Annotated in this window: 16 protein-coding genes and 1 other annotated feature; of the genes, 6 read left to right on the top strand and 10 right to left on the bottom strand. The window is 35.0% G+C overall.

What is annotated here, in order from left to right:
* Positions 1-7 precede the first annotated feature (7 nt).
* The gene (locus MKX37_RS07250; RefSeq protein WP_002126356.1) at positions 8-1006 is read left to right on the top strand and encodes an inorganic phosphate transporter; all 999 of its coding nucleotides are present in this window, start codon (positions 8-10) and stop codon (positions 1004-1006) included.
* 117 nt (positions 1007-1123) lie between these two features.
* A complete protein-coding gene (locus MKX37_RS07245) occupies positions 1124-1924 on the top strand; it encodes a sulfite exporter TauE/SafE family protein (RefSeq protein WP_078421980.1) in 801 nt (266 codons plus the stop codon).
* A gap of 293 nt (positions 1925-2217) precedes the next feature.
* Here the strand turns inward: MKX37_RS07245 and MKX37_RS07240 are convergent, their stop codons facing one another.
* Complete coding sequence (locus tag MKX37_RS07240; RefSeq protein WP_000883004.1) at positions 2218-2445, bottom strand: hypothetical protein; 228 nt, start codon at positions 2443-2445, stop codon at positions 2218-2220.
* Between the two features lie 170 nt (positions 2446-2615).
* On the opposite strand from MKX37_RS07240, the gene MKX37_RS07235 reads away from it, so the two are divergent.
* Complete coding sequence (locus MKX37_RS07235; protein ID WP_002086692.1) at positions 2616-3128, top strand: Crp/Fnr family transcriptional regulator; 513 nt, start codon at positions 2616-2618, stop codon at positions 3126-3128.
* Positions 3129-3157: 29 nt separating this feature from the next.
* Here MKX37_RS07235 and hmpA read toward each other — a convergent pair whose 3' ends face one another.
* From hmpA to MKX37_RS07220, 3 genes are all read right to left on the bottom strand, one after another.
* On the bottom strand, positions 3158-4366 hold the full coding sequence (gene hmpA, locus MKX37_RS07230) for an NO-inducible flavohemoprotein (RefSeq protein ID WP_060750567.1): 1209 nt from the start codon (positions 4364-4366) through the stop codon (positions 3158-3160).
* 192 nt (positions 4367-4558) lie between these two features.
* A complete protein-coding gene (locus MKX37_RS07225) occupies positions 4559-5077 on the bottom strand; it encodes a hypothetical protein (RefSeq protein WP_078421979.1) in 519 nt (172 codons plus the stop codon).
* Positions 5078-5191: 114 nt separating this feature from the next.
* Positions 5192-6289 carry a site-2 protease family protein gene (locus tag MKX37_RS07220; protein ID WP_002186315.1) on the bottom strand — a complete coding sequence of 366 codons (1098 nt, stop codon included), beginning with the start codon at positions 6287-6289 and terminating at the stop codon, positions 5192-5194.
* A gap of 152 nt (positions 6290-6441) precedes the next feature.
* Between MKX37_RS07220 and MKX37_RS07215 the strand changes: the two genes are divergently transcribed.
* A complete protein-coding gene (locus MKX37_RS07215; RefSeq protein ID WP_000776287.1) occupies positions 6442-6639 on the top strand; it encodes a hypothetical protein in 198 nt (65 codons plus the stop codon).
* A 183-nt stretch (positions 6640-6822) separates the two neighbouring features.
* Here MKX37_RS07215 and MKX37_RS07210 read toward each other — a convergent pair whose 3' ends face one another.
* On the bottom strand, positions 6823-7674 hold the full coding sequence (locus MKX37_RS07210) for a hypothetical protein (protein WP_078206321.1): 852 nt from the start codon (positions 7672-7674) through the stop codon (positions 6823-6825).
* Positions 7675-7782: 108 nt separating this feature from the next.
* On the opposite strand from MKX37_RS07210, the gene MKX37_RS07205 reads away from it, so the two are divergent.
* Positions 7783-8559, top strand: a complete 777-nt coding sequence (locus tag MKX37_RS07205) for a class I SAM-dependent methyltransferase (RefSeq protein WP_002126342.1) — start codon at positions 7783-7785, stop codon at positions 8557-8559.
* A 39-nt stretch (positions 8560-8598) separates the two neighbouring features.
* On the opposite strand, the gene MKX37_RS07200 is transcribed toward MKX37_RS07205, so the two are convergent.
* Entirely contained in the window at positions 8599-8808 is a 210-nt protein-coding gene (locus tag MKX37_RS07200) for a hypothetical protein (RefSeq protein WP_000880630.1), read from the bottom strand.
* A 262-nt stretch (positions 8809-9070) separates the two neighbouring features.
* Positions 9071-9329, top strand: a binding site (T-box leader).
* Positions 9330-9388: 59 nt separating this feature from the next.
* Between MKX37_RS07200 and brnQ3 the strand changes: the two genes are divergently transcribed.
* On the top strand, positions 9389-10744 hold the full coding sequence (brnQ3, locus tag MKX37_RS07195) for a branched-chain amino acid transport system II carrier protein BrnQ3 (RefSeq protein ID WP_002193225.1): 1356 nt from the start codon (positions 9389-9391) through the stop codon (positions 10742-10744).
* A 24-nt stretch (positions 10745-10768) separates the two neighbouring features.
* Here the strand turns inward: brnQ3 and MKX37_RS07190 are convergent, their stop codons facing one another.
* From MKX37_RS07190 to liaF, 4 genes are read right to left on the bottom strand one after another with little or no spacing between them, the layout of a single operon-like run.
* Positions 10769-11125 carry a DUF3992 domain-containing protein gene (locus tag MKX37_RS07190; protein WP_002126339.1) on the bottom strand — a complete coding sequence of 119 codons (357 nt, stop codon included), beginning with the start codon at positions 11123-11125 and terminating at the stop codon, positions 10769-10771.
* Between the two features lie 10 nt (positions 11126-11135).
* Positions 11136-11768: a response regulator gene (locus MKX37_RS07185; protein ID WP_000598709.1), complete on the bottom strand. Its 633-nt coding sequence runs from the start codon at positions 11766-11768 to the stop codon at positions 11136-11138.
* Positions 11765-12820: a sensor histidine kinase gene (locus MKX37_RS07180; RefSeq protein ID WP_002011673.1), complete on the bottom strand. Its 1056-nt coding sequence runs from the start codon at positions 12818-12820 to the stop codon at positions 11765-11767. Before MKX37_RS07180 ends, MKX37_RS07185 begins: the two co-directional genes overlap by 4 nt.
* Positions 12820-13560 (bottom strand): cell wall-active antibiotics response protein LiaF, encoded by a 741-nt coding sequence (liaF, locus tag MKX37_RS07175; protein ID WP_002126337.1) that lies wholly within the window; start codon positions 13558-13560, stop codon positions 12820-12822. Before liaF ends, MKX37_RS07180 begins: the two co-directional genes overlap by 1 nt.
* Between the last annotated feature and the right edge of the window lie 95 nt (positions 13561-13655).

The following is a 13655-nucleotide window of genomic DNA, read 5'->3' as shown; positions in this document are numbered from 1 at the left end:
TTTGATCATGGATACACTCTTGATACTGACCGTTTTAGTAGTCATTTGCGCTTTAGCTTTTGACTTTATCAATGGATTTCACGATACAGCAAACGCTATTGCAACGGCTGTTTCAACGAAAGCTCTAAAGCCTAGACATGCAATTGTTATGGCAGCTATTATGAACTTTTTAGGTGCGATGACATTTACAGGTGTAGCAAAAACGATTACAAAAGATATTGTTGACCCGTTTGCTTTGCAAAATGGTTCTCTTGTAATTTTAGCTGCTTTGCTTGCGGCAATAGTCTGGAATTTGATCACTTGGTACTATGGCATTCCAAGTAGTTCTTCGCATGCAATCATTGGCGCAATCGCTGGTGCAGCAATTGCTGCTGCTGGTATTAGCTCATTAAACTATAAAGGGTTTATAAAAATTCTTGAAGCTTTAATCATTTCACCGATCATCGCTTTTGTTATTGGTTACATCGTATATAGTATTTTTAAAGTGGTATTTAAAAACTTTAACTTAACGAAAACGAACAAGAACTTCCGTATATTCCAGATTTTCACCGCTGCATTGCAAGCTTATACGCACGGTACGAATGATGCACAAAAAGCAATGGGAATCATTACGATGGCTCTTATGGCCAATAACTATCATACTTCTGGCGATATCCCTTTCTGGGTACAATTATCTTGTGCAATCGCAATGGGTCTTGGTACTTCTGTCGGTGGTTGGAAAATTATTAAAACTGTCGGTGGACAAATTATGAAAATTCGTCCTGTAAATGGTGTAGCTGCCGATTTATCATCATCACTTGTTATTTTCGGCGCAACATTTATTCACTTACCGGTTAGTACGACGCACGTTATCTCTTCTTCTATTTTAGGAGTTGGTGCTTCACATCGCGTGAAAGGTGTAAAATGGGGAACTGCAAAACGCATGTTAATTACATGGGTTATTACACTTCCTATTTCAGCTTCTTTAGCTGCATTATTTTACTACTTATTACACTTAATCTTTTAATCAAAAGTCGTCTTCCTTATTTTTCTAGGAAGACGACTTTTTTGTGAACAAGCCTATTTCTTATTAAAAAGCGTGTATAATGATTGATGGATAAGTTATATAGAGGAGTTGGCAATTTTGGAATACATCATGTTACTTTTCATCGGATTAATCGCCGGGACAGTCGGGAGCCTAGTCGGACTTGGAGGCGGAATTATTATCGTTCCGTTATTAATTGGATTACACAGTTTATCACCACAACTCGCAGTAGGAACTTCTATGGTAACAGTCGTTTTTACAGGGCTGGCTTCTACCCTTACTTATATGAAACATAAACGGGTAGATTATAAAAGTGGACTTATTTTATTTATCGGGAGTGGCCCTGGTGGTATTATCGGATCATGGGCAAACAAATTTTTAAACCAAGATACATTTTCTTTATACTTTGGGATTTTTCTTATATTCGTCTCCATTCTTCTTATACTACGAGACAAATTGAAACCTCTTTCCCTATCAAATATGACTGTAATTAAGCGATCTTTTACAGATAACAAAGGAAATACTGTAGACTATCAATTCCCACCATTTCTCGCTATCTTTATTGCCTTTATAGTTGGATTTATATCCGGATTATTTGGAATCGGTGGTGGTGCCTTACTTGTGCCAGCGATGATGCTCCTTTTTGCGTTCCCAGCACACATTGCTGTAGCAACTTCAATGTTTATCGTATTTCTCTCAGCAATTGTAAGTTCTTTAACTCACATCTCTCTAGGAAATGTCAGCTGGGCTTATGCATTAATTCTTATTCCTGGTGCATGGATTGGCGGAAAAATCGGGGCTTATATTAACACAAAATTAAGCGGTAATGCAATAATTAATTTATTACGTATCACATTAATTATTCTTGGAACTAGATTAATCATTACTTCATTTTTATAACGCGTTCTTTCTAGAATGCGTTTTTTCTTATACACATGAATATAAAAAGGCTCCTAGGAGAACAAATAAAACTAAACAAACACTTAATAGCATAAAATTTGAAATATGTAATTTCTTCAAGTTGACCACTCCTATAGCTATGACTGTTATCTTTATGATAGCGAAAAAACAGTTATCTTACAGTTACAAAGCGCTAACAATGCAAAATCATTTATTACAAATTTTATCCTTATATTTCATTTCTTTGTATAATCTATCGATTCAATAAAAAAAGATGTCATATTGACATCTTTTTAGTGAAGAAGTGACCATCCCATAAAGTCTTCATGTACTTGGCACGCCCTCTTATCGTTTCGATCATATAATTCAGCATAACTATCTGTTTCTTCATCATAAGCCATCGTATAAATAATTTGGCCGTCTATTTCAACGGATAAAACGACTCCACCTTTCATCTCTTCTACATGAATGATAGCATTCGCCGGAATTCTCATATCCGTCATCTTCATCGCATCTAACAATATACTAAACCCCCTACAGCGTATTCATTGCTAGTACTATTACACACTAAATAGTATACTACTGTAATAGCATACATTTCGTCAATGAAATTGCTGTTTAAAAAGCATATTGTCTTTATACATATACGCTAAAATATAAGAAATAGAAATGTTTTAATGGGGGGCTAACATTGATTCTACATAAGGGAGATGTATTATTCCGTCAAGGTGAGGACGGTCCATTATATTTTATAAAAACAGGTTTATTAAAAGTGATTCGGTTAGAAGAAGACGGAACACCATTTTTATTTAATATTATCGTTCCTGGTGAAACGATACCTCACCATTCTTTAATTTCACCGAAGGAATATCACGGTACAGCTATCGCTTTAATGAAAACAGAAGTCGAGCCTATAATTAGCAATGAATGGTACGACAAACTTCAGGCAAATCCTGCATCATATGAAAATATCGCTATACAATTACAATCGAAGTTAAGAATGATGCAACAGCGTATCGATCAATTGACAACTGTCTCTCCTAAAGAGCGCCTTCATCGTTTACAAGAGTGGTTCACCTTTTATTTAGGTGACATCCCTATTTATGAAATATTAACACAAACTGAAATTGGTCAGCTCATAGGTGTACGCCGCGAAACAGTAAATCGCTTACTTAGAGAACAAGCAAAAAACGAGGTAAAATAATACCTCGTTTTTCGCTTGGCAACGTTAACCTATTGTAAGCTTGCTGCGGGACCGAAAAATTCATAATGAATGTTCTCTTGTTTAACACCCAAATCAATTAATGCAGCATTTATATGTTTCATAAATGGTACTGGACCGCAGAAATAAAATTCTGCATCAGTCGTTGGAATAATAGTTTGTAACCATTCACGTTCAATGAATCCTTCTTGATCAAAATTCTTCATTTCCACATCTTGCTCTGTCGGTGAAGAATAGCAAGTATATGCTTTAACTTGTTCATACTCTTTTTCTACTGTCTCAACATGCTCTTTCATCGCATGTGTATTACTATTTATCGCCGCATGAACAAAGCATACATTACGCTTTGATTCTTGTTCAATTAACGTATTTAACATACTCATCATCGGTGTAATACCTACTCCACCGCTAATTAGTACAACAGGTAATGTTGACTCCATATTTAATACGAAATCTCCCGCTGGTGCACTTACTGGTAAGACATCCCCTTCCCCTACATGATCATGTAAGTAATTAGATACTTTACCATCTGGTGTATCTACACCTTTTTCTTTCTTTACACTAATACGATAATATTCTTTTCCTGGAGCATCAGACAAGCTATATTGACGATTATGTGTATATGTCTCACCTTTAATATTTATTTGAATCGTTACATATTGTCCTGGGATGAATGAAGAAACTTTCCCGCCATCTTCAGGTTTTAAATAAAATGATGTAATAACGTCGCTTTCCTTCACTTTTTTAACAATCACAAAGTTGCGGAAATCTTTCCATCCACCTTCTTTATGTGCAGCTTCTTCATACATACCCGCTTCAATGCTAATGAATGCATCAGCAATGACGCCATACGCTTCTCCCCATGCATTTAAAACTTCATCAGGTGCGCCTGCGACCTCTTTAATCGCTCGTAGTAAGCATGTACCTACTATTGGATAATGCTCTGCTTTAATACCTAAACTTCTATGCTTATGACCGATTTGTTTTACAACTGGAATAATAGCTTCTAAATTATCAATGTACATTGCAGCTGCATAAACAGCATTTGCTAATGCTTGTTGTTGTCTTCCTTTTTTCTGGTTCGTATGGTTGAAAATATTCAATAACTCCGGATGTTCCGAAAATAAAATTTGATAAAATCTCGTTGTAATCTCAACGCCTTTTTCTTGTAATAACGGTACTGTTGACTTTACGATTTCAATTGTTTTTGCACTTAACATTGTATCCCACTCCTCTATTTCCTTAACTGTTTTTAGTTTAACTGAATTGTATAATTCATATTGTGATTTTAATCACTATTAACATGGTGTTTTTGTGAAAAATATATGAACAATGCACATATTAAGTAAATTTTAATTAGCCCCCATTAATTGTGCTCAAAAAAAAAGCTAACTAGAATTCTAGCTAGCCTACTACTTTGTTTGTATTGCTTGTTCAATTACTCTTATATTCTGCCCATCTCCAAACTCTGTATACCCCCATATATTCGTTTCACCTTTATGTTTATTCACAAGTATATCCAAGTCATGATATACGCGATGAGCATAGATTACATACTCAATATTCTGAAGCTCCACACCTTTTTTTACAATTTCATAACTTCTATTCACATCGCGTTTTATTTTTTCATTTTTTATTTCTTTATGTATATTTTTTAAAGAGGCTTCTTGCTCTTGAAACCATCGTTTAAAATATTTCCAATCCCCATCTGTATATTTCTCTGCCTTGCCATAATTCAAGAAATTATTATAACTTTCATGTGTCGTACGAACAAAATCGAGTGTCTTCTTCTTCTCTTGCACCTCTTCTATTTGTGCTACTGTATTTACTCCAGCAGACTTATTCGCATAATATAATAGTACTTTCATAAGACTATAGCTCGCTATTGCCATCACAGTAATAGTTACCAATACACTTAACAATTTCTTCATATACAGAACCCCTTTTCTACTATGAATATTACAATGTACTGTTACACTTGTAACATTCTCTCGTAGAAATGTAATTCCTGTTTAAATCCTCCTTTTCATTTCGACACTATTTTTCTACAAACTTCTCCTTGGTAAATGCTCTTGTAAAACAACATAACCTTCATAAGCTGTATAACCGAGTATAGCCATTAATCCGATATAACAAGCAAATACTGTCCATTTCGTTTTCGTATCGACTTTATAATAATTTTCTTGTTGTTCCTTTTCTGTTTCCCATTCATTTAATTTTCTTTCTGACATTTCAAATGCTTCTCTTATATGAATTGTATGCATTTCTTTTTCATCTTCATATGGGACATAATCAAGTGGCTCAAATTTTGGTAAAAGGTACTCTAGCACTTCAATCTTTTGAAGTTCTCCTGTTTTTAATTCTTTTTCACGTTCTCTTTGTCTTAATACATTCATTTCATGGTGAATCATATAAATCGTTCGATGCACCGCACCAGTTTCTTTTAATTCCTCTTCAAGCCTAGCAACATATCCTGTCATTCCATCGATTTTATATCCTAATTCCTTAATCGGCTCATCTCTCTTTATTACTCTATATAGTTCCATACAGCCGATAATAAAAATAAACCCTCCTAAAATACTCTTGAAGTAAATAGAATAGCCGAGTAGTAAAACTAGCCCTGCTCCCCAAATTTTCGTGCTTACAACTGAAATTATTCGTCCACCATCTAATGGAGAAACTGGAATTAAATTAAAGAAATTAATCATACTTCCAAGTAAAATAATAAGCGCCCAAAACGGCTCTTTCGTGATTATATACAGTGGGATCGCAGGTAAAAATGAAAGCAATCCGAAAAGAGGTCCCATATATGCAATGTAAGCTTCATCTTTTGCATTTTTCGGCATCTCTTTCATCCCAATAAGAGCTCCCATAAATGGTATGAAGATTGCTGGCGATGTTGGTATCCCTTTCTTTCTCGCTGCCCATAAATGCCCCATCTCATGTACAAACAATAAATATACGAGTGCTACCCCAAACTTCCAACCATATATGACTGCGTATGCACCAAGCGATAAAAACATACTAAATACTGTTGAAAATTTTGCTAACTTAAAAATTGCAAATACCCATTTTAACTTAGATAGTAAAAATAACCCTATTGCAACTATAACTCCCCATAATCCTTTTTTATTATTTTTCATATTCCTCTCCTTTATCTCGCTTTATTGAGCCATATACACTCATCAAAACTTATTCTTTTTCTCTATTATGACATATTTTTTTCTATTGTTAGAAATAATGTTTATTCCATCCATTTTTAGCCAAAAATAAAAATAAAAGGAGGTAAATACAAATGAAATTACAATCTCTTATGATAGGCGCTCTATCGTTTTTAGCTTCAACTCTTATTTTTTATACCGTCAGCTACGTATTATTATTAGATTGGTTGCCAAATCACTTATTTATAGCCCTTATTATTCTTTCTGCTCTTATGATTTCCTTTCTAATTACACGAAAATCAATGAATGAGCCATCTGCAAAAGCAAAATAATAGAGGGGATCTTTCCCCTCTATTATCATTTCCTAGGAAAGGCCATATAGACTTTATGATTCTTACTGCCCGCTATTTACGGGCAGTAAGAATCCCACCTCAAAATTCGGCTGGAGCAAAGAATTTAGGTAGGATTCGTGCTAATAATCAGCGGGGGATGCCCCCACTGATTAAAATTTCACTTTATCTTTGTAAATTCATTTTTTCACCATACTCTTTAACAATTTGAATAATGTTTTGAAATGCTCCTACTTTTTCTTTCTTACTATTTAATATTTGTAAATCGTGATTATCATAATAGGTTTCTAGTGATTTTAATTGTGATTCTGAAGCATCTTTTATCGGAACAGTAACATTCAACTCATACTGTTTATACCCTTCCTTTACTTTTTCAGCTGAAATTATTTCACTCTCTTTTGCGCCAATTAATTTTTGGACCTTTTCCGGGAAAATTAATTGCAAATAATATTCTTGTTCCTTTGCTAACTTATTATATAGTGATTGTGAAATCGTATAACGTACTGTATAATTCATTTTTTGATCACCAGCTTTAATATGAAACGCAGTAATCTGCATGTCTTTTTTTGTTACTTCCGTTAAATTACCTACCTGCATCTCATCTTCTTTTTGTTCTGGAATCTTTGGAAAGATAGCCAAAAGCTTTTCCGTATCTTTTTCGTTAAGCATATACATATCTTTCTTATATTGAATCCATCCTCGGCGATCTTCTCCTCTTAACCATGCATAATATGTTTCTTTTTTTCCATCACTACTAATTTGTATTTCATATTCCGGTTCACCAAAACTACCCGTTACTTCTTGTTTTTCCGCTTTGTTTATAATATCCACCACCAACTCCGCATCCATTTTCTTTAAATTTTTTTCTTCTTTACCTTTTTGCATAACAGTTACTTGTAATGGTTCTCTCATTTCATTCACTGTCTCCTCTACTTGTTCCGGTTCTTTCTTTTGCTCGGATTGACCACACGACGCGAGTAAAATAACACATAAAAACATTAAATATTTCCCTTTCAAATCGATTCTCCTTTTCCAATAAGAAATTCTTATAACCCTCATGCATAAAACAAAAACGTTACATTATATAGAATGAGCTATACTATAAACTGAAGGGAGGATTTTACAATGTCCATTAATTTTCATGATGCAAATAATAAGTATACGTATGCAAATCGTAACGCACATATTTCATGGCAGGAAACAATAAACAATATTGTAGATGTGCAAAATAAACAAGTAATTGATATAGGTTGTGGTGGCGGCATTTACACGAAAGAACTTGCTCTTATGGGAGCCAAAAGTGTTGTTGGGCTTGATTTTTCAAAAGAAATATTACAAGCTGCAAAAGAAAATTGTAATGCCTTCCCAAACATTTCATTCATTCACGGTGATGCACATAATATCTCATTCCCTAATGAAACATTCGACCTTGTCATTTCTCGTGCAGTCATTCATCATTTGCATGATATTCCCACATTTATACGAGAGGCTTCTCGTATATTAAAAAAAGACGGTCTACTTATTTTACAAGACCGGACCATTGAAGATTGTATAATCCCAGGAAGTCCTGAACACCTTCGTGGATATTTTTTCTCGGTCTTTCCAAAACTCATTGAAACAGAAGCGCAAAGAAGACCAAAAACCACTACTATACAGCAATTATTACAAACATATCCTCTTCAAGCGCTCCCCATTCAAACACAATGGGAAGTACGAAAAGTACATGATTCTGTAGAGGCTTTGCTACAAGATTTATCTCCTCGAACAGGCCGATCCATTCTATATGAACTAACAGATAATGAACTTTCTCAACTTCTACATCATATCCAAACGGCATTACAAAACGTCTCTCCTATCATCGAAAGAGATCGTTGGACAATTTGGAGCGCGAAAAAATTGTAAGGAAGGAAGCCTCACAAAATAATGTGAGGCTTCCTTCTTTCATAATCTAATTTTGCAACACTCTTGATATCCTCCACTCCTGGCCTGTGCACTTCCACACTTCGGACATACTAAATATCTAGACTGATTTGTCAACAAACTACCTTTTTGAAAGAGTAAAACTTCTGCTTGTTTAAACGAACGCGAATAATATAACCACATAAAACCAATTATAGCAATAATGCCAAATAATACTCCCATCGCAAGCATTTCAGTCACCTCTTTTGGTTTGTTCTTTCCAGCAAGTGGATTGTTGTATTATTCTCTGCAAATTCAAACAATTCCTTCCTTACTCTTATAAATATCGATTTTCTCCATAAACTTTACAATTCTCTATAATGTTTTACAGCATTTTTACAAATAGTATTAACCCCTATATTCTCAGCTATATTTCTACAGGAAAGTGTATTTCTCAAAAAATATGTTGACTTTCTAAAAAAAACATGTAAAAATGTTGTCAGAATACTTGAATAAAAATTCATTGACGAGAACGAGTATGTTATAGAGCTGTTCCCCAGAGAGTTGGTATTTTGCTGAAAGCCAACGCTCAGTTCGTAACCGAAAATCATCTCCGAGAAGTAGAACCGAATGCTAAAGTAAGTTCTTACCGGTCGTCCCCCGTTACAAGGAACACGTATCATGTTGTACGTTGTAAAGCCGTATACATATAGATATATTTCTACATGTATAAATTAGGGTGGTATCGCGGGTAAATATAACTCGTCCCTTTCTTAAGGGGCGAGTTTTTTGTGTTCTTACAATGAATTTACAAAAAAGGAGAAAAAAAACAATGAACACTGTATCAAAAAAACATGTTTTTTTCACAGGTCTTATGCTGTTTTCTTTATTTTTTGGAGCAGGAAATTTAATTTTCCCTCCAATGCTTGGACAAAATGCTGGTGAAAACTTTTGGCCAGCAATGATTGGTTTTTTACTAACAGGAGTCGGCTTACCACTACTTACTGTTATCGCTATTTCTCTATCAGGAAATGGAATGCAACAACTTGCAAGTCATGTTCACCCATTATTCGGAATATTCTTTACGGTAGTTGTATACATTGCAATCGGTCCATCTATGGGCATCCCACGTGTTGCTAATGTCGCTTATGAAATGGGAATTAGTTCTTTCTTACCAGAAACTATTCGCTCTAGCAGCCTAACGCTATTTTTATACACAGTCATCTTCTTTGCTATCGTATTTTGGCTTAGTTTAAATCCTTCTAAACTCGTCGATCGTATCGGAAGCGTATTAACACCTATTTTATTACTCTCTATTTTCTTATTATTCTTTAAGAGTGTATTTTCACCACTTGGGCAATCAGGACCAGCAATGCAAGAGTATCAAACTTCTCCAGTTTTCAAAGGTTTTATGGAAGGATACTTAACGATGGATACCATTTCAGCGCTTGCATTTGGAATTATCGTTGTAAATGCAATTCGCTCAAAAGGTGTGAATGACCGCAAATCAATTGCCATCGCAACAGCAAAAGCAGGACTTATTGCCGCTACTGGTCTCGTACTTGTATATGGTGCACTTGGCTGGCTCGGTACAACTAGTGTCTCTCTCGGATACGCAACAAACGGCGGACAGCTACTTACCGTTATCGTACAACAATTACTCGGTCCATATGGTCTAATTCTATTATCTCTTATCGTTACACTCGCTTGCTTAACAACATGTATTGGACTTGTATCTGCATGCAGTCAATACTTCTCAACATTATTAACGAAATTTTCATACACAACGTTAGCAAGTGTCATTTGCACATTAGGATTATTAGTTGCCAACTTAGGTTTAACAAAAATTATCGCAATCTCTGTTCCTATTTTACTTGTTGTATATCCAATTGCGATTGTACTCGTATTACTATCATTACTTCATAAATATTTCGGTGGATATCGTTCTGTTTATGTAGGTGCGTTAATTGGATCTGCAGTTGTGAGCGTATTTGATGGATTAAAACAAGGGAATATTCCTGTTTCATCTATCACATCTTATTTCGAGTTTATTCCATTATATAATGAAGGAATTGGCTGGTTAGTACCAGCATTAGTTGGGGCTATTATCGGTTTTGCTATCGCAAAATTAAGTGGCGCCAAAGCAGTACCATTAACGGATCATTCACCTGAATCGAAAGTATCATAAAAAAACTCCCATTTCGGGAGTTTTTTACATTTGATAAGAAGTATGATTAAAGCTACTTACTTTATAAGCCTTCGTATAGTAATCAATATTCGTATCCACTGTTTCTACTTTTACAACATCATAGCAATCTTCTTGCTTCACTAGAAATAAATAATATTCTTCTGTCGCCTCAATAATTGCAATACGATCTGTTTCAATATCATATTGTTCACAAAGTGCTTGCAACGCATTCACATAGTTACCTAATTTTTTCGTTTCATCCATTCCAAATATCGTTTGAACTAACATACACTCTCTCCCCTTTGTATGTACTGTTAACACCTTAATGATAACGCTTACATAAATAACCGTCAATAAAAAGCTTTGACCATATATAGTCAAAGCTTCCTTCTTATTTCGTCAATTGGTGTCTAAACGCATAAATAACCGCCTGTGTCCGGTCACTTACATTTAGCTTATTTAATATATTACTCACATGTGTCTTTACTGTTTTAAGGGCAATAAACAACTCATCTGCAATCTCTTGATTACTTTTCCCCTCTGCAATTAATAACAAAATTTCAGACTCTCTTTCTGTTAACTCCTCATGCAAAGGTTGTTCTTTCTTCTGACGCATACGAGACATCATTTTGCCAGTAACTTTCGGCTCTAATACCGTTTCCCCATCATAAGTAGCTCTTACAGCATCTGCAATATCACTCGCTCTTGATGTTTTTAATAAATAACTTGTCGCCCCCGCCTCAATAACAGGATATAACTTTTCATCATCTAAAAAGCTCGTGACAACTACAATTTTCGCTTCTGGCCATTCTTGAATAATAGCACGTGTCGCTTCAACCCCATCCATCTCATCCATAACAAGGTCCATTAAAATAATATCCGGTCTTAATTGCAAAGCTAACTCTGAACCTTTTCTTCCATTTTCAGCTTCTCCAACTACTTCAATATCTGGCTGCGTTGATAAATATGCTGATACACCCATTCGAACCATTTCATGATCATCAACTAGTAATACTTTTATCATGATTCTCCCCCTCTCTCAATCATAATAGGTACTTTCACTTCTATTTGCGTACCTTTATTCGGAAAACTAAGAACTTTTAATGTACCACCAATTTCATGAACTCGCTCTTGCATTGACCTTAAACCGTATGAACCAGCCTTATTAACACCAACTTTAAACCCAACACCGTCATCAATAATTTTCAAAATCGCATATTGATCAATTTTCCGAAGGCGTACTTCGGTTTTCTTTGCCTTCGCATGCCGTAAAGTATTAGACAGCGCCTCTTGTACAATACGGAATAAATGATCCTCTACACCTTTTTTTAATTGGATCGGTTCAATTAACCATTCAATTTTCATATGTTGCTTTCTAGACAGTTCTGTTAATAATTCTTCTATACCCTCTGTTAGTTTCTTACCTTCTAACTGCACTGGGCGTAAATGAAGGAGCAAAGCTCTCATTTCTGATTGTGCATTTACAACCATATTCTCAACAAGCTGCAACTGTTTTTTCGTCGTGTCTGGAATTTCAGCTGCTTGCTCATTAATGGCTGACATCATCATCGACATTGCAAAAAGCTGCTGACTTACAGAATCATGTAGCTCTCTCGCTAATCGATGCCTTTCTTGAGAAATCGCTTCTTGTCTCATCTCTTCATTCCAATGGGCTCGTTCATTCGTTACTTTTTGAAATAGCCCAGCTTGCTCCTCTAAGCGACGAGCAAGACCAATTACTTTTCGTTCCACTTCATGAAATTCATCGTCCGCAGTAAATGAAACATCACTCGGAAAATTCCCTCGCTCTACTTCAAATAGAAAAGTATTTAATCCTTGTATACGCTGTTCTATATAATAACCGATTGCATATCCTACAATTCCTCCGATAAGAAGACTCGTACTCATAATAAACAAGCCAATTGGAACAGAAGCAATGGATTCTTTCCAAAGTAAATCATAAACTTGTTGCTCGCTTTTCCATACATATACAATTGTACAAATAAGTGCGATACTCACAGAGGACAACATAGAATAACGAATATACATCCACGAAATATTCCTTTGTTTTTTCATTATACTTTCCTCACTTCCGTATCGCCTACGACAAGCGAAGAAATAATTTTAATACGACGAGGGGCTTCTTTATACTGTTCTGTTCTAAACGTAACATTACGGTTAAATCCAGTTTCTTCGTGTCCTGGTAGGAGCACTCGCCCAACAATAACAGAATGATTTAAAGACAATTCAATATCATATGGTACATATAAGCGAATATTACCAATGACGCCCCGAATCACAATAACCGTTTCTCCCTCTGGAATCATAGCAGTTGTTAAATCAATCTCGACGTCACAAGCACCATATTGGACGTTAATATCCTCTATTTCATAAATATGATCCATCATTCGTACATTACCTACAAACATATTTTTTATATACGGTTCTGTACGATATATTTGTTTTTCTTCATTTATATATCCCTTTTCTTTAATTTCAACTTTCATTGCTTTTTGCCGATGTCCTTGTTGAATAAGTTGATAACCAATTAAAGCTAAACAAGCAAACACAACAAGTACGAATGCCGCTGATGAAAATAAGAAGAATAAGAAGACAATACCACCGACAAATAAAAATACATTCCCTCTTACATAACGGTTCTTCTTTCGATAATGTCTTCCAAACATAATCATAATAAATGCAAATATTAGACCACCTGGTTCAAAATGTCCAAGTATCATATCAAGAAAAAGACCGAATCCAAATATGATGAGGAGCATCCCCATAAATTGTGTTTTTGAAAATTGCTTCTTCATTTCAGCTCCCCCCTCCTTGTCACATATACATAGAAGAAAAGGCATTGCTTTCCAACACCTTTTCTCCTATCACTATATCATAAGCCTGTTTTATT

The sequence above is a fragment of the Bacillus sp. FSL R5-0709 genome, from assembly GCF_038004785.1.
Classification (GTDB): domain Bacteria; phylum Bacillota; class Bacilli; order Bacillales; family Bacillaceae_G; genus Bacillus_A; species Bacillus_A mycoides.
Note: the sequence above shows the minus strand (reverse complement) of the source record. Positions and strands in the feature narration are given on the sequence as shown.